Below are 18567 nucleotides of genomic sequence, written 5' to 3' on the forward strand. Positions count from 1 at the left end.
GGACTGAACTCAGGCTGTTGCCGCGATCAGTTCGGACGGCGCCTGCGTTCCCGCGGAAACTGTCAGCACTTCATACCCTGTTGGCGTGACGAGCACCGTGTGCTCCCACTGCGCCGACAGGCTGCGGTCGCGCGTCTTGACAGTCCATTGATCCGGCATGGTGCGAATATCGCGTCGACCGGCGTTGATCATGGGTTCGACGGTAAAAATCATTCCCGCCTGCAACTCGACGCCCGTGCCCGGTCGGCCGTAATGCAGCACTTGCGGGTCTTCGTGGAACACCTTGCCCACGCCGTGACCGCAATATTCGCGAACCACGCTGTAACCCTGTGCTTCGGCGTGTTTCTGGATGGCGTGCCCGATATCGCCCAGATGCGCACCTGGCTTGATCTGATCTATGCCAAGCCACATGCAGTCGAACGTGGTCTGCACCAGGCGCTTCGCCAAAATTGAACCTTCGCCGACCAGGAACATGCGGCTTGTATCGCCGAAATAACCGTCCTTGATCACCGTGATATCGATATTCAGCGCGTCGCCGTTCTTCAGCGCCTTGTCGCCCGGAATGCCGTGGCAGATGACGTCATTGACCGAGATGCACGTGGCCTTGGGGTAGGGCGGGTAGCCCGGCGGCTGGTAATTCAGCGGAGCCGGCACGGTGCCCTGTTCCTTCACCATGTATTCGTGGCAAAGGCGGTCCAGTTCGCCTGTGGTTACGCCCGCGACAATATGAGGCGTGATGAAATCGAGCACTTCGCTCGCGAGCCGGCAGGCGATGCGCATTTGCGCGATATCGTGATCGTTTTTCAGCGTGATGGACATAACAGGTATCGAAACTGCGTGTAAGCGGCTGTTTTGCGCTGAACGCGCGTAGCCAATCGCGCATTATCGCACCTTAGGCGGGGCGCCGCAGGGAAAAACCGCCGCTCGTACCGCCAAAAGTACCGCCCGGCTTGGGTCCAGCGGTGTTTTTATCGCCAAAAAACTGGCTTTAACCGACTCCTTCCGGGTGAGTCTGGCAACTTGAAACGCGACATTGGTGCGTGATATACTCGCTGGCTAAGTCTGCATCTACTTTGCAATCGTCTTTTCAATCCGGCTTTTCTGAAAACCACGCGTTTTCAGAAAAGCTGATGCGCAAAGGCCGTCAAAAAGGGATCGGACTTGAATCGCAAGCCGGCGCACCCAGGGTGTCCGGCGCCTCGTGGCGGGGAAACCCGGTCAAGAAACACGAGGCGCCCGATGCGGCAGCCGGCTTAAGACCCCAACCCTCGCGGAGAACTCTCATGGCAGTAACAATGCGTCAAATGCTGGAAGCCGGTGTCCACTTCGGTCACCAAACGCGCTTCTGGAACCCGAAAATGGCTCCGTTCATTTTCGGTCATCGCAACAAGATTCACATTATCAACCTCGAAAAAACGCTGCCGATGTACAACGACGCGCTGAAGTACGTGCGTCAACTGGCAGCGAATCGCGGCACGATCTTGTTCGTGGGCACGAAGCGTCAGTCGCGCGACACGGTGGCAGAAGAGGCGCAACGCGCCGGCATGCCTTTCGTGAACGCACGCTGGCTCGGCGGCATGCTGACCAACTTCAAGACGCTGAAAGTATCGATCAAGCGCCTGAAGGACATGGAAGCAGCGCTGGAAGCCGGTGAAACGGAACGCATGAGCAAGAAGGAAGCGCTCCTGTTCGAACGTGAAATGGCCAAGCTGGTGAAGTCGATTGGCGGCGTGAAGGACATGGGCGGCATTCCGGACGCAATTTTCGTGGTCGACGTGGGTTACCACAAGATTGCAGTGACCGAAGCCAAGAAGCTTGGTATTCCGGTTATCGCCGTGGTCGACACGAACCACTCGCCGGAAGGCATCGACTACGTGATCCCGGGTAACGACGACGCCAGCAAGGCTGTCGCGCTGTACACGCAAGGCGTGGCCGACGCAATCCTGGAAGGCCGTTCGAACGCGGTGAACGAGGTGGTGCAGGCCGTTCGCAGCGGTGAAGGCGACGAGTTTGTTGAAGTCAACGCAGAAGCGTAATTCACGGCAGTTGACGCCGATGTGATGTGTCCGGCAAGAAAGGGGGCTTTGCGAAAGGCCCCCTTTTTTTAGCCAGCCGAAGTCGCTGCAGCAAAAGTGGTCGGCGACGCATTGCGCGGCGCAACATGCGGGTCATCGAATAGTGTTGAAGTAGTGGCAGTACCCCATTCTGGCCGCGGGTGTTTTTCGCCGGCGGCGCGTGTCAATAGTGCGTTTTACGTGCCTCAGGCACGGCACAGACTCAAGGAGCAAATGATGGCGGCAATTACCGCAAGCATGGTGGCAGAACTGCGCGCAAAGACCGACGCGCCCATGATGGAATGCAAGAAGGCGCTGACGGAAGCCGACGGCGACATGGATCGCGCCGAAGAACTGCTGCGCGTGAAGCTTGGCAACAAGGCGAGCAAGGCAGCGTCGCGCGTGACGGCTGAAGGCATTATCGCGGCGCATATCGCCAATGGCGTGGGCGTTCTGGTCGAACTGAACTGCGAAACTGACTTCGTTGCCAAGAACGACGACTTTCTCGCATTCGGCAAGACAGTCGCCGAACTGATCGCGAAGAACCATCCGGCTGACGTGGCTGCCTTGTCGGCGCTGCCGCTCGAAAGCTCGACGGTCGACGCCGTGCGTCTCGCGCTGATCGGCAAGATTGGTGAAAACGTCTCGGTGCGCCGTTTCGTGCGTTTCGAATCGGCCAACAAGCTGGCTTCGTACTTGCACGGCACGCGTATTGGCGTGCTGGTCGAGTTCACGGGCGCGGACGAGCAGGTCGGCAAGGACGTCGCCATGCACGTCGCAGCAATGAAGCCGGTTTCGCTGTCGTCGAATGACGTTCCGGCCGAGTTGATCGCCAAGGAACGCAGCATCGCCGAGCAAAAGGCTGCCGAATCGGGCAAGCCGGCTGAAATCGTCGCGAAAATGGTCGACGGCAGCGTGCAGAAGTACCTGAAGGAAGTGTCGCTCCTGAACCAGACGTTCGTTAAGAACGACAAGCAGACGATCGAGCAGATGCTGAAGGCAGCGGGCGCGTCGGTGCAGAAGTTCGCGCTGTTCGTGGTCGGCGAAGGCATTGAAAAGCGTACGGACGACTTTGCGGCTGAAGTGGCTGCGCAAGTGGCCGCCGCCAAGCAAGGTTAAGGAAGCAGGTTTCAGGTCTCAAGCTTCAAGCAGCGGCGAATGTTCGTAATCGAAGGTCAGCCGGTCCTTTCAATCGGGCCGCTCGACCATTGAATAGTTCGCCGCCGTGTTGTCATCGCGTCAAAAACGCAGCAAAAAGCAGTCGGATGCGGGTCTGGCGTTCCCATCGAGGACCGTTCGTTCCGCACCCTCATAGCGGCCAGAACCGCGCCGGATGGGCAAGCCGGGGTCACCCCGTCATGCCGCCGCGGCTTGCCCAATATGGGATGCTTGCCGTAAATATCGTTTCACCCCTACAGTTCTACGTTGTTGCACTCCCTCTCGGCGCGAAACGGAAATCTCATATGCCCACAGCCTACAAACGCGTACTCCTCAAACTCTCCGGCGAAGCACTAATGGGCGACGATGCCTTCGGCATCAATCGCGCGACAATCGAAAGGATGGTGGCAGATGTTGCGGAAGTGGTGCGCATGGGCACGCAACTCGCTGTCGTGATCGGCGGCGGTAATATCTTCCGCGGCGTTGCGGGCGGCGCAGCCGGCATGGACCGGGCAACGGCCGACTACATGGGCATGCTCGCCACCATGATGAATGCGCTGGCGCTTCAGGACGCCATGCGTCACGCCGGTATCGAAGCGCGTGTGCAGTCGGCGCTGCGCATGGATCAGGTGGTCGAGCCGTATATCCGGCCGCGCGCCATTCGTCAGCTTGAAGAAGGCAAGGTCGTGATTTTCGCGGCCGGCACGGGCAATCCGTTTTTCACGACCGATACCGCCGCCGCCTTGCGCGGTGCGGAAGTCGGCGCGGAGGTCGTACTCAAGGCAACCAAGGTGGACGGTGTATATTCCGCCGATCCCAAGAAAGACGCGAGCGCCACGCGCTACAGCACGATCAGCTTCGACGAGGCGATCGGCAAGAACCTGCAGGTCATGGACGCGACGGCGTTTGCGCTGTGCCGCGACCAGAAACTGCCTATTCGCGTGTTCTCGATCAATAAACCGGGGGCGCTCAAGCGCATCATCCAGGGCGACGACGAAGGTACGCTCGTCCACGTGTAAACTCTCGCGGTAAGCAAGGCAAGCAGGCTTGAGGCGTGCGCGGGTTCTACGGGACCGGCGCCTCTCATGCCTGCACCGCGTGTAACAAGGCAAGTACGGAGGCTGAAATGAGTGTGGCTGACATTAGGAAAAGCGTCGATCAGAAGATGCAGAAGTCGATCGAAGCGTTCAAGAACGATCTCGCCAAGATTCGCACGGGCCGCGCCCATACGGGCTTGCTCGACCATATCCAGGTGGATTATTACGGCTCGAGCGTACCTATCTCGCAAGTCGCGAACATGACGCTGATCGACGCGCGCACGATCGGCGTGCAGGCATGGGAAAAGAAGATGGTGCCGGTGGTCGAAAAGGCCATTCGCGACTCGGATCTCGGCCTGAACCCGTCGAACCAGGGCGATCAGATCCGCGTGCCAATGCCCGCGCTGACCGAGGAGCGCCGTCGCGAACTGACCAAAGTGGTAAAGAGTGAAGGCGAAAACGCCAAGATCGCGATTCGCAATCTGCGCCGCGACGCGAACGAGCAACTCAAGAAGCTCGTGAAAGACAAGGAAATCTCCGAGGACGACGAGCGTCGCGCAAGCGATGACGTCCAGAAACTCACTGACAAAAACGTCGCGGAAATCGACAAGCTCGTAGTGTCGAAAGAAGCCGAAATCATGACGGTTTGAGGCCGATAACGGTCTCTTGCGTCGTGCCGGCGCGTCACTCTGTCGATACTAAGATTCAGCGGCCATGACCTATACCAGCTCTACCGTTCGCGTGCCCGATGTCGCGGCTGTCCCGCGTCATATCGCGATCATCATGGACGGCAATGGCCGTTGGGCAACGCAGCGGCGCTTGCCGCGCGTAGCCGGCCACACGCGCGGCGTCGATGCCGTGCGGGCAACGGTCGAAAGTTGCGCGCGCCAGGGCGTCCAGTTCGTGACGCTGTTCGCTTTCAGTTCCGAAAACTGGCGGCGTCCGACCGACGAAGTCTCGTTCCTCATGCGCCTGTTCGTCACGGCGCTGGAACGGGAAGTCGGCAAGCTGCACGCAAACGGCATCCGTTTGCGCGTGGTGGGCGACACCTCCATGTTCGACGACCGCATTCGCGCGCTGATCCAGCGCGCGGAGACCAAAACGGCGCGCAACACGCGCCTGACGCTGACCATTGCCGCGAACTACGGCGGCCGCTGGGACATCATGCAGGCGGCGAAAAAGCTCGCCGAGCAGTCGGTGGCGGAAGGCCGCGTGGTCCCGGTCGACGAAGCGGCATTCGAGCAGCATCTGGCCATGGCCTACGCGCCGGAGCCGGATCTCTTCATTCGCACGGGCGGCGAGCAGCGCATCAGCAATTTCCTGCTGTGGCAACTTGCCTACACAGAGTTCTATTTCACCGACACCTACTGGCCCGACTTCGACGCGGAGGCGCTTGCACGCGCGATCGAATCGTACGGCGAGCGTGAACGCCGTTTCGGACGCACGAGTGCGCAACTCGAACCGCAATCGCAGAAGGCCGATACCCTTTCATGCTAAAGACCCGTGTCATCACGGCAATCGTCTTGCTGGCAGTGCTTCTGCCGATCACCTTTCTCGCGCCGGTCGGCGCTTTTGCGGCGCTGATCGCCGTCGTCGTGATTTTCGCGGCCTGGGAATGGGCGCGGCTGCTGAAGCTTACAGGCGGGTCGCCTGTGGTGTACGCGGTGATCGCGGGCGTCGCGCTCGTGGCCAGCACGCGGCTCGGCCTCGGTTACAAACCTTTGTACCAGATGGCCGCGATTTTCTGGGTCCTGGCTGGTCCGTTTGCACTTGCTCGCAAGCCCATGCTGGCCGAAGGCGCGTGGCGCGTTTTCCTGCTGTTTGCGGGAATTGTTACGTTTATAGCCTGCTGGCATGCACTGGTGGCGGCGCGCACGGTTGGCGTAGCATTCGTGCTATCGCTTCTCCTAGTCGTATGGCTGGCTGACATTGGCGCATACTTCGCCGGAAAAGCGTTCGGGCGTCGCAAGCTTGCGCCGTCCATCAGTCCGGGCAAAACCCGCGAAGGCGCGCTGGGCGGCTGGCTGGCGGTGATGATAGTAGGTTCCGCGGCGGCTGCGACGATGGTTTTCGCGCCAACCCTTTATACGGCGCTCGTGGAGCATCTCGGCTGGCCCGGGGCGCTGCTCTCATTGACGGTGCTGACCGCGTTCAGCGTGATCGGCGATCTGTTCGAGTCGCTGCTCAAGCGCCAGGCCGGTGTGAAGGATTCGAGCGGCTTGCTCCCAGGGCATGGCGGCGTGCTTGATCGGATCGACGCGTTGTTGCCGGTCTTGCCGATCGCGCTGCTGCTGCTCGGATCGTTTGGCCGTTGAGTGGCCAGGAAAGCGGCTTGACGGTGGCCAAACGGGCGTGGCCAAAGACGGGGCTACATGCGCCAAATCGAAGCTAAATCGGCGGCCGGTTGATCGGGCCGCCAGCTAAAGAAGGATTTATGCAAAAACGTCTGACTCTGCTCGGCTCGACGGGCTCGATCGGCGAGAGCACCCTCGATGTGGTGGAACGGCATCCCGACCGTTTCAAGGTCTATGCGTTGACAGCACATCGCAATGGCGAAAAGCTCGTTGAGCAATGCGTACGATTCCAGCCCGAAGTCGCCGTTGTAGGCGACGCCAATACGGCCGCGAAAGTCGCTGCCGCCCTGCAAGCGAAGGGCTGCAAGACCGAAGTGAGCCACGGCCCGCAAGCGCTCGTGGACGTCTCGGCGAGCGCGAGTTGCGACACCGTGGTCGCCGCGATCGTAGGCGCCGCGGGTTTGGCGCCAACGCTGGCCGCGGCTCGCGCGGGCAAGCGCATTCTGCTCGCGAACAAGGAAGCGCTGGTCATGTCGGGGCAAATTTTTATCGATGCAGTGCGCGATAACGGCGCGGTCCTGCTGCCGGTCGATAGCGAGCACAACGCTGTGTTCCAGTGTCTGCCACGTGAAGTGGCGTTGCACGGCGGGGTATCGAAGATCATCCTGACCGCGTCGGGCGGCCCGTTTCGCACCCGCGAGCCATCCTCGCTCAGACACGTCACGCCCGACGAAGCCTGCAAGCACCCGAACTGGGCGATGGGCCGCAAGATTTCCGTCGATTCCGCCACGATGATGAACAAAGGCCTCGAAGTGATCGAGGCGCATTGGCTCTTCAACGTGCCGGGATCGCGCATTGAAGTGCTGATTCATCCGCAAAGCGTGATTCATTCGCTCGTGTCCTACGCCGATGGTTCCGTGCTCGCGCAACTCGGCAATCCGGACATGCGCACGCCGATCGCGCACGCCCTGGCGTTTCCGGATCGTGTCGATTCCGGCGTGGCGCAGCTCGATCTCGCGCAAATCGCAACGCTTACCTTCGAAAAACCCGACTTGAAGCGCTTCCCGTGTCTCGCGCTCGCGTTGAAGGCGCTGGAAGCCGGCGGCACCGCGAGCGCTGCGCTCAACGCGGCCAACGAAGTAGCGGTGGAGGCGTTTCTGGATCACCGTATCGGCTTCATGTCGATTGGCGAAGTGGTCGAGCGCGTGTTGAGCGCGATGCCGAATGGCAGTGCATCGACACTCGACGAAGTGCTTGCAGCCGACGCCGAAGCGCGCCGTCTCGCGAGCGAGTTCTCAGCCCTGCTGACCATGGACGCGCCGCAAGCCGAACGCGTCCTGCATTGAGGCGCACATGAACTTCCTGACTGAAATCGTTGCGTTTGTCGTGGCTATCGGCGTGCTGGTCGTCGTCCACGAATTTGGTCATTTCAGCGTTGCGCGGTTGTGCGGCGTGAAGGTCCTGCGATTTTCGGTCGGCTTTGGCAAGCCGCTCGTTAAATGGGTCAGCAAGACCACCGGCACGGAATGGACGATCTCGGCGCTGCCGCTTGGCGGCTACGTGAAGATGCTCGACGAGCGTGAAACGGAAGCAACCATTTCCGAAGCCGACTTGCCGCACGCGTTCAACCGCCAGTCCGTGTTCAAGCGTATTGCTATTGTTGCGGCCGGCCCGGTCTTCAACTTCATTCTCGCTATTCTCCTGTTCGCGGGCGTGTTCGCTGCGGGCGTCTCGGAGCCAGCCGCCATTGTCGCCACGCCAGCGGCCGGTACGGTGGCGGCGAAAGCCGGATTCGAAGGCGGCGAAACCGTTATTTCGATGCGCGACATGACGCCAGGCGGCGGCGCTACCGGCGACACGCTGCCGATCCGCTCGTGGTCCGACCTGCGCTGGAAACTCCTCGATGCATCGTTCGACCAGCGGCGCGTCGTACTCGCGGCGAAGACCAGCGAAGGCACGTTCGACTTCCCTGTGACGGTGGGCCAGGTCGACGACCAGGACATCGACCAGGACTTCATGGACAAGCTCGGCTTCGAGCCGGGCGGCGGCACGTTGTCGGTGGCGGGCGTGGAAGCGGGCAGCGCGGCGGCGAAAGCCGGTCTCCAGGCGGGCGATGTGCTGCGCGCAATCGATGGAAAGAAGATCGATAACGCCATGGGTTTTATCGACTATGTGCAGCATCGTCCGGGTACGCCGGTTTCGTTGACAGTCGAGCGCAACGGCGCGCAGCGCGCCGTGCAGATCGTGCCGGAACTCAAGGCCGATGCAACGACGAACCGCAATGTTGGCCGTATCGGCGCGTCGCTTGCCACGCGCATTCCGTCGGTCGATGTGCGTTACGGTCCCCTCGAAAGCCTGCAGCTTGGCGCGAAACGGACCTGGGACATCAGCATTTATTCGCTGCGCATGTTCGGCCGCATGATTACGGGCGAAGCGTCGCTCAAGAATCTTTCGGGACCGGTGACGATCGCGGACTACGCGGGCAAAAGCGCGCGGCTCGGTTTGTCGGCGTTTCTCTCTTTCCTCGCACTCGTGAGTATTAGCCTCGGAGTGTTGAACTTGTTACCGATTCCGGTTCTTGACGGTGGGCATCTGTTATATTATTTGGTTGAAGCCGCAACAGGCAAAGCCGTGTCGGATAAATGGCAGATGGCTTTGCAGCGAGCGGGTCTGGTTTGCATCGTCGCCTTGTCGATGATTGCGCTCTTTAACGACCTGGCTCGCCTGATTCGCTTTTGATCCGGTTTCTGATTCACCTTGATCCTTTCCATCTTGTCCGGCGGCGCTTGAACGAACGCGGTCCGGCTCGATGCAGCTATACACACTGGGGAAGCACGTTGTTCAAACCTCATCGCTTTGTTCCTAAGTCGGCTGTGGCCGCAGCATTGGCCGCTACCGGCATGGCGGCGCACGCGACAACGCCGTTTGTCGTGCAGGACATCCGGATTGACGGCCTTCAGCGCATCGAACCTGGCTCGGTTTTCGCCTATTTGCCTATCAAGCAGGGCGACACGTTCACCGACGACAAGGCTTCCGAAGCCATTCGGGCGCTTTATGCAACGGGCTTCTTCAACGATGTCCAGATCGCAACACAGGGCAACGTGGTAGTCGTGCAGGTGCAGGAACGTCCGGCCATTTCGCAGATCGATTTCTCCGGCATCCACGAGTTCGAGAAAGACAACCTGATCAAGGCGTTGCGCTCGGTCGGCCTGTCGCAAGGCCGCTCATATGACAAGGCGCTGGTGGACAAGGCCGAGCAGGAACTCAAGCGCCAGTACCTGACGCGCGGGTTCTATGCGGCGGAAGTCACGACCACGGTCACGCCGGTTGACCGCAACCGCGTGCAGATCCTGTTCTCGGTGGCAGAAGGTCCGAGCGCGAAGATCCGCCAGATCAACTTCATCGGCAACAATGCGATCAGCACGAGCACGCTGCGCGACGAAATGCAGCTTTCCACGCCGAACTGGTTCTCGTGGTACACGAAGAACGACCTGTACGCGAAGGAAAAGCTGACAGGCGACCTCGAAAATGTACGTTCGTATTACCTGAATCGCGGCTACCTCGAGTTCAATATCGACTCGACGCAGGTTTCCATCTCGCCGGACAAGAAGGACATGTATCTGACGGTCACGCTGCATGAAGGCGAGCCGTACAAGATCAGCGCCATCCAGCTTTCGGGCAATCTGCTCGACCGTCAGGCCGAGTTGAACAAGCTCATCAAGATCAAACCAGGCGATCGTTTCTCGGCAGAAAAGCTGCAGGCGACCACGAAGGCGATTGTCGACAAGCTGGGCGAATACGGTTATGCGTTCGCGCAGGTCAATGCGCAGCCGCAGATCAACCAGGCCAATCACACAGTCGACCTCACGCTGAACGTGGACCCGAGCCGCCGCGTGTATGTGCGGCGCGTGAATATTGTCGGCAACACGCGTACGCGCGACGAAGTCGTGCGCCGGGAAATGCGCCAGCTCGAAAGCTCGTGGTTCGATTCGAGCCGCCTCGCGCTCTCGAAGGATCGGGTGAATCGTCTCGGTTACTTTACCGACGTCGACGTGACGACCATTCCGGTCGAAGGCACGAACGACCAGGTGGACGTGGACGTGAAGGTCGCCGAAAAACCGACCGGCGCGATCACGCTGGGTGCGGGTTTTTCATCGACGGACAAGGTGGTGCTCTCGGCCGGCGTGTCCCAGGACAACGTGTTCGGCTCGGGAACCAGCCTCTCGGTGAACATCAATACCGCCAAGACGTACCGGACGTTGACGGTGACCCAGGTCGATCCGTACTTCACCATCGACGGCATCAAGCGCATTACCGACCTGTATTACCGTACATATCAGCCGCTCTATTACTCGACCGATTCGAGCTTCAAGATCGTGACGGTGGGTGGCGACCTGAAGTTCGGGATTCCGTTCTCGGAGCAGGACACGGTGTACTTCGGCGCGGGCCTGGAGCAGAACACGCTCGACGTCGACGCATCGACGCCGCAAAGCTACAAGGACTACGTCAACGAGTTCGGCCGTGTCGTGAACAACGTGCCGGTGACAGTGGGCTGGTCGCGGGACAATCGCGACAGCGCGCTGGTCCCGAGCCGCGGTTACTACACGCAGACGAATGCTGAATATGGCACTCCCGCGGGTAACACCACTTACGTCAAGGTCGACGCGCAAGCCCAGTATTACTATTCGTTCGCCCGCGGCTTCGTGCTGGGCCTGAACCTGCAAGGCGGCTACGGTAAGGGCCTGAAGGGCCAGACATACCCGATCTTCAAGAACTACTATGCGGGTGGTATCGGCTCGGTTCGAGGCTATGAACCAAGCTCCCTCGGTCCTCGCGATACCACCACGGGTGACCCGATCGGCGGCTCGCGCATGGCGGTGGGTAATATCGAGTTGACGTTCCCGTTGCCGGGTACCGGCTATGACCGGACGCTGCGCGTGTTCACGTTCCTCGACGGTGGTAACGTCTGGGGCGATCCGGGTCAAGGCGGCACGACCACTGGGGCGAACGGCCTGCGGTATGGTTACGGTGTGGGTCTGGCGTGGATTTCGCCAATTGGTCCGCTCAAGCTGAGCCTGGGTTTCCCGCTGCAGAAACATGAAGGCGACCAGTATCAGAAGTTCCAGTTCCAGATTGGTACGGCGTTCTAATATCGGGTCAAGCGGCTTTGGCGACCCGGTTCGAAGTGAGAGCAGGAACCGGGTCGAGACGGGACAAATCTTGCTGCAACATAAATCAAGTGGTGTAAATAAGTAACGTGAGGAAGACTTTGCGAACCGGTAAGCTTTCGAAACATGTGGCGTTGGCGCTTTTGATGTCGGTGACATTTGGACTGATGGGCGTAGCTACCGCAGACGCGCAAGAGGCCCGGATTGCCGCCGTCAATTCCGATCGTATTCTGCGCGAGTCGGCGGCGGCCAAGGCGGCGCAATCGAAGCTCGAACAGGAGTTTTCGAAGCGCGACAAAGCCCTGCAGGACATGGCCGCGCGTTTGAAGTCCATGTCGGACGCCATGGACAAGAACGGAGCGGGCATGGCGCCCGCAGATCGCGCCGCCAAACAACGTGACCTGTCGCAACTGGATCAGGATTTCCAGAGGAAGCAGCGCGAGTTTCGTGAGGACCTGAACCAGCGCCGCAACGAGGAACTTGCGGGCGTGCTGGACCGGGCCAACAAGGTCATCAAGCAGATTGCCGAGCAGCAGCATTACGACCTGATCGTGCAGGAAGCGGTGTACGTCAGTCCGCGGATAGATATCACCGACCAGGTGTTGAAGGCGCTGGCCGCGAATCAGTCGAGCCTGTCGACCAATCCGGGTACATCTAACTAAGTATCACTGAAGTTACTGAATTTGCACTGATTTGGAGCGGTAGAGCGGATGGCATCAGATAGCGCGATCACGTTGGGTGAATTGACACAGCGCTTCGGCGGAGACATTGCAGGCGATGCCGGATATCGTGTGAACGGCCTCGCGCCGCTGGATAAAGCGGGGCCCGAACAACTCGCGTTTCTCGCCAACCAGAAATATTTGTCGCAGGTAGAGAGTACGCAGGCGGGCGCCGTGCTGATCTCGCCGGCCGACCTGGAAAAAGTGGCGTCGCCGGATGGACGCAACTTTATCGTCACACCCAATCCCTATGCTTATTTTGCCCGTGTGGCGCAGGTCTTCATTGATCTTGCCACGCCGCCAGTCTTGCCTGGCGTGCATCCCACGGCGTTTATCCATCCGGCGGCCAGGGTCGCGGCGAGCGCCGTGATTGGTCCGCACGTGAGCGTGGAAGCGGGCGCGGTGATCGGCGAACGCGCGAGGCTGGATGCGGGCGTCTCGGTAGGCCAGGGCGTTACGCTCGCCGAGGACGTGCACCTTTACCCCCATGTGACCATTTATTATGGCTGCAAGCTCGGTGCGCGCGCGATCGTGCATGCAGGTGCGGTGATCGGCGCGGACGGTTTCGGATTTGCGCCTGATTTCGTGGGCGATGGCGCAGCGCGTACCGGCAGCTGGGTCAAGATTCCGCAGGTCGGCGCGGTGGTCATTGCCGAGGACGTGGAAATCGGCGCAAACACCACTATCGATCGTGGCGCCATGGCCGATACGATTATCGAGGAATGCGTGAAGATCGATAATCTCGTGCAGATCGGGCATAACTGCCGGATTGGCGCGTACACGGTGATAGCGGGTTGCGCCGGCATTGCGGGCAGTACGAACATTGGGCGGCACTGCATGATCGGTGGCGCCGTAGGTATTGCCGGCCATGTCACGCTCGCGGATTACGTGATTGTCACGGCACAGTCGGGCGTATCGAAATCGTTGTTGAAGCCTGGCATGTACACCAGCGCATTCCCCGCCGTGAATCACGCTGACTGGAACAAGAGCGCTGCCATTGTGCGTAATCTGGACAAGCTGCGCGAGCGCATCAAGACGCTGGAAGCTGCGGTTGATAAACCGCAAGGCTCGCCGTACGGCAAGCCGCAAAGCACGCCTGACGCACACTAAGACGGTAAAAACCGCCATCCCATGCGAAGTCGCCCGAGACGAAATCCACGAGCGCCTTCGCAGTCAACACCCGCGCTGTGAAGCGCGCGAGCAGAACGACTATGAGCACCGAAAAAATCAATTTAGACATTCACAAGATTCTCACGCTGCTGCCGCATCGGTATCCGATCCTGCTCGTGGATCGCGTGCTCGAAATCACGCCGCACAAGAGCATCAAGGCGCTCAAGAACGTGTCGATCAACGAACCCTATTTCCAGGGCCATTTCCCGAAGCGGCCGGTGATGCCCGGCGTGCTGATTCTCGAGGCGCTTGCGCAGGCAGCGGCGCTTTTGACGTTTGTCGAGGAAGACGAGCCGCATGATCCGGAGACGACGTTGTACTACTTCGTTGGTATCGACAAGGCGCGCTTTAAGCGCGTGGTCGAGCCGGGCGACCAACTGATCCTGAACGTGAATTTCGAGCGCTATATGCGCAGCATCTGGAAGTTCAGCGCCGTGGCGGAAGTGGATGGCGTGGTCGCAGCCGAAGCCGAGCTGATGTGCACAATAAAGAACTCGGCTACCGAAAAATAATGGCCGCAGTTCGATCGGTACGAGCAGTGCAAGCGACGCAGGCAGCACAATCCGCGCGGCAGACAAGCAACAGAACACATAGCGAGGGCGCATGAGCAAGATTCACCCTACCGCGATTATCGAACCGGGCGCGCAGCTCGACGAATCCGTTGAAGTCGGTCCGTACGCGATCGTCGGCCCGCACGTGCAGATCGGCGCGCGCACGACCATTGGCTCGCACAGCGTGATAGAAGGCCACACGGTGCTCGGCAGCGATAACCGCATTGGCCATTACTCATCGGTTGGTGGCCGGCCGCAGGACATGAAGTACAAGGACGAGCCCACCCGGCTCGTGATTGGCGATCGCAATACGATCCGCGAATTCACCACCATTCACACGGGCACGGTGCAGGATACGGGCGTGACCACCATTGGCGACGACAACTGGGTCATGGCCTACGTGCACATCGGCCATGACTGTCAGTTGGGCAGCAATATTGTCATGTCGAGCAACGCGCAGCTTGCGGGCCACGTGATCATCGGTGACTACGCGGTCGTGGGCGGCATGTCGGGCGTGCATCAGTTTGTGCGGATTGGCGCGCATTCCATGCTTGGTGGCGCTTCGGCGCTCGTGCAGGATATTCCGCCGTTCGTGATCGCGGCCGGCAACAAGGCCGAACCGCATGGCATCAACGTGGAAGGGCTGCGTCGACGCGGCTTTTCGGCTGAAGCCATCTCCGCGCTGCGCTCGGCGTACCGGCTGGTCTACAAGAGCGGCGCGACGCTCGAAGAAGCGAAGGTGCAGTTGCGCGAACTCGCGTCCGCGGGCGGTGACGGCGATGCGCCGGTCACCGCATTGGCTGATTTCATCGACGCGTCGCAACGCGGCATCATCCGTTGATCGAGCGGCCAATGACGCTCGCGCCCGCACCGTTGCGCGTTGCGATGGTCGCAGGCGAGCCGTCGGGCGATCTGCTCGCGGCTTCGCTGCTCGACGGCCTGAACGCGCGTTTGCCCGCGGGTACGCAGTTCAGCGGTATCGGCGGTCCGCGCATGACGGCCGCGGGTTTCGATGCTCACTGGCCCATGGAAAAGCTCAGCGTCCGTGGCTATGTGGAAGCGCTCAAGCACATTCCCGAGATCCTGGGCATTCGCAACGAGCTCAAGCGTCAACTGCTTGCGGAGCCGCCGTCGGTGTTTATCGGCGTGGATGCGCCTGATTTCAATTTTGGTCTGGAGCACGCGTTGCGCGATGCAGGCATTCCAACCGTGCATTTCGTGTGCCCTTCCATCTGGGCATGGCGCGGCGGCCGGATCAAGAAGATCGTGAAAGCTGTCGATCACATGTTGTGCGTATTCCCGTTCGAACCCGCGCTGATGGCGAAGGCAGGCGTGGCGTCCACCTACGTGGGCCATCCGCTCGCCGACGAAATCCCGCTGGTTCCCGACGTGGATGGCGCCCGGCGCGAGCTTGGGCTGCCTGCCGGTGGCCCGATTATCGCCGTGTTGCCGGGCAGCCGGCGCTCGGAGATCGGGCTGATTGGCCCGACGTTTTTCGACGCAATGGAACTGATGCAGCAGCGCGAACCCGGCGTGCGTTTCGTGATGCCGGCTGCGACCGCCGCGTTGCGCGAACTGCTGCAGCCGCTCGTGGCGGCGCATCCGAACCTTGCGCTGACCATCACGGAAGGCCAGGCCCAGCGTGCGATGACCGCCGCCGACGCCATTCTGGTCAAGAGCGGCACGGTGACGCTCGAAGCGGCGCTGCTGAAAAAGCCGATGGTCATCTCGTACAAGGTGCCCTGGCTCACGGGCCAGATCATGCAGCGCCAGGGTTATCTGCCGTATGTTGGCTTGCCGAATATCCTGGCGGGGCGCTTTGTCGTGCCGGAAATCCTGCAGCACTTTGCCACGCCCGAAGCGCTCGCCGACGCAACCCTCAAACAGTTGAACGACGAAGCGAACCGAGCGACACTGACGGAAATCTTCACTGAAATGCACCATGTGCTGCGCCAGAATACAGCGCGACGCGCGTCGGATGCGGTGGCGCAGGTGCTGGAAACGAGGAGGCCGCGGTAATGGCGAAGATCGTCGTCAAGGGTGTAGTTCGGCGCGCGAAACAGCCGGAGTTCGACTTCGATTCCCCGGCCGACATCATTTGCGGCGTCGATGAAGCCGGCCGCGGTCCGCTGGCCGGTCCGGTGGTTGCGGCGGCGGTGATCTTCGATCCATCGAAGCCGAAAATTCGCGGCCTCGATGACTCGAAAGTATTGAGCGCCAAGAAGCGTGAAGAGCTTTACGAGAAGATCGTCGATCGCGCGCTCGCGTACTGCGTGGCGTCGGCGAGCGTCGAGGAAATCGACACCATCAACATTCTCCATGCCGCCATGCTTGCCATGAAGCGTGCGGTGGAGGGGCTATCGGTCGCACCGACGGTCGCTAAAATCGATGGCAACCGGTGTCCGGTCTTATCGATGCGTTCCGTGGCTGTAATCGGCGGCGACGCACTGATTGCACAGATATCGGCGGCGTCGATCCTGGCCAAGGTCACGCGCGATCGGATGCTGCTGCAATTGCACGGCACCCATCCCGTTTATGGCTTCGATGCTCACGCCGGTTACGGCACGCCACAGCATCTGAAGGCCTTGCTCGAACACGGGCCTTGCGAGCATCATCGGCGATCTTTTGCGCCCGTGCGCGAGGCTCATGCACGACTCGGCTCGCCGCTGCCAGCCGTTGCTCCGGAATTGCTTGCGGCAGCCGCTGCCGAGCAGAGTGTCGACGCACCTCCGTTTTGATTCCCCTCAAGTGAAATCCATAACCTCGCGGGACAACCCGCTTTACAAGCGGTTGAAGGCGCTCGCCGGATCGACGGCGCAGCAGCGCCGCAGCGGACACGCGTTGCTGGAAGGCCTGCATCTCGCCGATGCCTATTTGCAAGCGGCCGGGCAGCCCGAAACGTGCGTGGTGACGGAGGGCGCGTTGCGGCACGATGAAGCGCGCGAGATTGTCGGGCGAATCGATCCGGCGCGGGTTTATACATTGCCCGATGCGTTGTTCGGGCAGTTGTCGGGCGTCGTGCATGGGGTGGGTATGGTGTTGCTGGTCGAGAAGCCTACACTTGTGTTGCCTGAGCGCATGGATCAAACCTGCATGATCCTCGACGGCGTTCAGGACGCTGGCAATGTCGGTTCTATTTTGCGCAGCGCGGCCGCCGCGGGCATTCAGCACGTGTTTTGCGTGCCCGGAACGGTGTACGCATGGTCGTCGAAAGTGCTGCGCGCCGGGATGGGAGCGCATTTTCTGCTGAGCATTTATGAAGATGTCGATACAGCGGATCTGGCGTCGCGACTGGATCCCAACGTGCTCGTGACCATCACGGATTCGCACGGCGCAAAGGCAATCTACGATGCTGATTTGTCCGGTCCGCTTGCGTGGGTGATGGGCAACGAAGGCGCGGGCGTTTCACCCTTCTGGCGTAATAACGCGGCGCTTCGCGTGACCATTCCTCAACCGGGCGGAATGGAATCGCTGAATGTGGCGGCGGCGGCGGCGGTGTGCGTCTTCGAGCAGTGCCGGCAGCAACGCGCATAAAAAAGCCGTTTCAACTCGCGTTGAAACGGCTTTTTGCCTACGGTCACTCAACCTAATAATACGAAGGCCGTTCCAGCCGAATCTCTTGCAGGATCGTCGTGGCAATTTCCTCGATCGACTTGTGCGTCGACGATAACCACTTGACGCCTTCGCGCTTCATCATCGCTTCCGCTTCGTTGATCTCGTACCGGCAATTCTCCAGCGCCGCGTATTTGCTTCCCGGCCGGCGCTCGTTGCGAATCTCCGCGAGCCGTTGCGGATCGATCGATAAACCGAACATCTTCTCCCGATACGGAAGCAGCGGCGTAGGCAAGCGCCCTCGCTCGAAGTCTTCCGGTATCAACGGATAGTTCGCCGCCTTGACGCCGTATTGCATTGCCAGATAGAGCGACGTCGGCGTCTTCCCGCTGCGCGATACGCCAACCAGGATCACGTCGGCGTCGACAAGATTGCGGTTGGACTGGCCGTCGTCGTGCGCGAGCGAAAAGTTGATTGCCTCGATGCGGTTCTTGTACTCGTCCGTATCGGCGTTCTGGTGAACGCGGCCCATTGCGTGCGTGGACTTGATGTCGAGTTCCATCTCGAGCGGTTCGATGAACGTCTGGAACATGTTCAGCACGAGCGCATTCGAACGCTGCACGATCTCGTTCGACTCACTGTCGACCAGCGTGGTGAAAACGATCGGACGACGGCCGTCGAGCGACACAGCCTCGTTGATTTTCGCGATCGTTGCATGCGCCTTGTCGGAGGAGTCGACAAACGGGACGCGCACAAGCCTGAATTTCTGGTCGAACTGGGAAAGGATCGAATGCGCGAAGGTCTCGGCAGTGATCCCGGTGCCATCTGAAACAATGAATACGGTTGGCGGCATCGGCGTGGGGA

18 protein-coding genes are annotated in these 18567 nt (G+C 60.4%); 16 read left to right on the forward strand and 2 right to left on the reverse strand.

What is annotated here, in order from left to right:
- Positions 1-9: 9 nt before the first annotated feature.
- Complete coding sequence (gene map / locus ACRWA7_RS22520; RefSeq protein WP_060816787.1) at positions 10-819, reverse strand: type I methionyl aminopeptidase; 810 nt, start codon at positions 817-819, stop codon at positions 10-12.
- A 464-nt stretch (positions 820-1283) separates the two neighbouring features.
- Between map and rpsB the strand changes: the two genes are divergently transcribed.
- The 16 genes from rpsB to ACRWA7_RS22600 all read left to right on the forward strand — a co-directional run bounded on the left by rpsB (position 1284) and on the right by ACRWA7_RS22600 (position 17685).
- Positions 1284-2036 (forward strand): 30S ribosomal protein S2, encoded by a 753-nt coding sequence (gene rpsB, locus ACRWA7_RS22525; RefSeq protein ID WP_056352701.1) that lies wholly within the window; start codon positions 1284-1286, stop codon positions 2034-2036.
- A 255-nt stretch (positions 2037-2291) separates the two neighbouring features.
- Positions 2292-3173 carry a translation elongation factor Ts gene (gene tsf / locus ACRWA7_RS22530; RefSeq protein WP_060816786.1) on the forward strand — a complete coding sequence of 294 codons (882 nt, stop codon included), beginning with the start codon at positions 2292-2294 and terminating at the stop codon, positions 3171-3173.
- A gap of 344 nt (positions 3174-3517) precedes the next feature.
- On the forward strand, positions 3518-4231 hold the full coding sequence (gene pyrH, locus ACRWA7_RS22535) for a UMP kinase (protein ID WP_056352704.1): 714 nt from the start codon (positions 3518-3520) through the stop codon (positions 4229-4231).
- Between the two features lie 107 nt (positions 4232-4338).
- On the forward strand, positions 4339-4899 hold the full coding sequence (gene frr / locus ACRWA7_RS22540) for a ribosome recycling factor (protein ID WP_056352706.1): 561 nt from the start codon (positions 4339-4341) through the stop codon (positions 4897-4899).
- Positions 4900-4963: 64 nt separating this feature from the next.
- On the forward strand, positions 4964-5746 hold the full coding sequence (uppS, locus tag ACRWA7_RS22545) for a polyprenyl diphosphate synthase (RefSeq protein ID WP_060816784.1): 783 nt from the start codon (positions 4964-4966) through the stop codon (positions 5744-5746).
- Positions 5740-6564: a phosphatidate cytidylyltransferase gene (locus tag ACRWA7_RS22550; protein WP_438396177.1), complete on the forward strand. Its 825-nt coding sequence runs from the start codon at positions 5740-5742 to the stop codon at positions 6562-6564. Before uppS ends, ACRWA7_RS22550 begins: the two co-directional genes overlap by 7 nt.
- Positions 6565-6683: 119 nt before the next feature.
- Positions 6684-7889, forward strand: coding sequence for a 1-deoxy-D-xylulose-5-phosphate reductoisomerase (locus ACRWA7_RS22555; RefSeq protein ID WP_438396179.1), 1206 nt, complete (start codon positions 6684-6686; stop codon positions 7887-7889).
- A 7-nt stretch (positions 7890-7896) separates the two neighbouring features.
- Positions 7897-9282, forward strand: coding sequence for an RIP metalloprotease RseP (gene rseP, locus ACRWA7_RS22560; RefSeq protein WP_438396181.1), 1386 nt, complete (start codon positions 7897-7899; stop codon positions 9280-9282).
- Between the two features lie 98 nt (positions 9283-9380).
- Positions 9381-11693: an outer membrane protein assembly factor BamA gene (gene bamA, locus ACRWA7_RS22565; protein WP_060817155.1), complete on the forward strand. Its 2313-nt coding sequence runs from the start codon at positions 9381-9383 to the stop codon at positions 11691-11693.
- A 164-nt stretch (positions 11694-11857) separates the two neighbouring features.
- A complete protein-coding gene (locus ACRWA7_RS22570) occupies positions 11858-12373 on the forward strand; it encodes an OmpH family outer membrane protein (protein WP_060817154.1) in 516 nt (171 codons plus the stop codon).
- Positions 12374-12421: 48 nt separating this feature from the next.
- The gene (gene lpxD, locus ACRWA7_RS22575; RefSeq protein ID WP_438396184.1) at positions 12422-13540 is read left to right on the forward strand and encodes a UDP-3-O-(3-hydroxymyristoyl)glucosamine N-acyltransferase; all 1119 of its coding nucleotides are present in this window, start codon (positions 12422-12424) and stop codon (positions 13538-13540) included.
- Positions 13541-13641: 101 nt separating this feature from the next.
- Entirely contained in the window at positions 13642-14112 is a 471-nt protein-coding gene (fabZ, locus tag ACRWA7_RS22580; RefSeq protein WP_060816779.1) for a 3-hydroxyacyl-ACP dehydratase FabZ, read from the forward strand.
- A gap of 91 nt (positions 14113-14203) precedes the next feature.
- Entirely contained in the window at positions 14204-14992 is a 789-nt protein-coding gene (gene lpxA / locus ACRWA7_RS22585; RefSeq protein ID WP_438396185.1) for an acyl-ACP--UDP-N-acetylglucosamine O-acyltransferase, read from the forward strand.
- Positions 14993-15003: 11 nt separating this feature from the next.
- Positions 15004-16170 (forward strand): lipid-A-disaccharide synthase, encoded by a 1167-nt coding sequence (gene lpxB, locus ACRWA7_RS22590; protein ID WP_438396187.1) that lies wholly within the window; start codon positions 15004-15006, stop codon positions 16168-16170.
- A complete protein-coding gene (rnhB, locus tag ACRWA7_RS22595) occupies positions 16170-16889 on the forward strand; it encodes a ribonuclease HII (protein WP_438396189.1) in 720 nt (239 codons plus the stop codon). Before lpxB ends, rnhB begins: the two co-directional genes overlap by 1 nt.
- 10 nt (positions 16890-16899) lie before the next feature.
- Entirely contained in the window at positions 16900-17685 is a 786-nt protein-coding gene (locus tag ACRWA7_RS22600) for a TrmH family RNA methyltransferase (protein WP_438396190.1), read from the forward strand.
- A 52-nt stretch (positions 17686-17737) separates the two neighbouring features.
- On the opposite strand, the gene ppsR is transcribed toward ACRWA7_RS22600, so the two are convergent.
- Complete coding sequence (ppsR, locus tag ACRWA7_RS22605; RefSeq protein WP_060817153.1) at positions 17738-18556, reverse strand: posphoenolpyruvate synthetase regulatory kinase/phosphorylase PpsR; 819 nt, start codon at positions 18554-18556, stop codon at positions 17738-17740.
- Positions 18557-18567 lie beyond the last annotated feature (11 nt).

Origin of the sequence: Caballeronia sp. DA-9, assembly GCF_051615025.1 — a bacterium.
Lineage (GTDB): Bacteria > Pseudomonadota > Gammaproteobacteria > Burkholderiales > Burkholderiaceae > Caballeronia > Caballeronia sordidicola.

Coding starts and splice junctions, on each gene's coding strand:
- rpsB (WP_056352701.1), top strand. CDS start 1,284: ATGGCAGTAACAATGCGTCAAATGCTGGAAGCCGGTGTCCACTTCGGT.
- tsf (WP_060816786.1), top strand. CDS start 2,292: ATGGCGGCAATTACCGCAAGCATGGTGGCAGAACTGCGCGCAAAGACC.
- lpxA (WP_438396185.1), top strand. CDS start 14,204: ATGAGCAAGATTCACCCTACCGCGATTATCGAACCGGGCGCGCAGCTC.
- fabZ (WP_060816779.1), top strand. CDS start 13,642: ATGAGCACCGAAAAAATCAATTTAGACATTCACAAGATTCTCACGCTG.
- ACRWA7_RS22570 (WP_060817154.1), top strand. CDS start 11,858: ATGTCGGTGACATTTGGACTGATGGGCGTAGCTACCGCAGACGCGCAA.
- lpxD (WP_438396184.1), top strand. CDS start 12,422: ATGGCATCAGATAGCGCGATCACGTTGGGTGAATTGACACAGCGCTTC.
- lpxB (WP_438396187.1), top strand. CDS start 15,004: ATGACGCTCGCGCCCGCACCGTTGCGCGTTGCGATGGTCGCAGGCGAG.
- rseP (WP_438396181.1), top strand. CDS start 7,897: ATGAACTTCCTGACTGAAATCGTTGCGTTTGTCGTGGCTATCGGCGTG.
- uppS (WP_060816784.1), top strand. CDS start 4,964: ATGACCTATACCAGCTCTACCGTTCGCGTGCCCGATGTCGCGGCTGTC.
- map (WP_060816787.1), bottom strand. CDS start 819: ATGTCCATCACGCTGAAAAACGATCACGATATCGCGCAAATGCGCATC.
- ACRWA7_RS22555 (WP_438396179.1), top strand. CDS start 6,684: ATGCAAAAACGTCTGACTCTGCTCGGCTCGACGGGCTCGATCGGCGAG.
- pyrH (WP_056352704.1), top strand. CDS start 3,518: ATGCCCACAGCCTACAAACGCGTACTCCTCAAACTCTCCGGCGAAGCA.
- frr (WP_056352706.1), top strand. CDS start 4,339: ATGAGTGTGGCTGACATTAGGAAAAGCGTCGATCAGAAGATGCAGAAG.
- ACRWA7_RS22550 (WP_438396177.1), top strand. CDS start 5,740: ATGCTAAAGACCCGTGTCATCACGGCAATCGTCTTGCTGGCAGTGCTT.
- rnhB (WP_438396189.1), top strand. CDS start 16,170: ATGGCGAAGATCGTCGTCAAGGGTGTAGTTCGGCGCGCGAAACAGCCG.
- ppsR (WP_060817153.1), bottom strand. CDS start 18,556: ATGCCGCCAACCGTATTCATTGTTTCAGATGGCACCGGGATCACTGCC.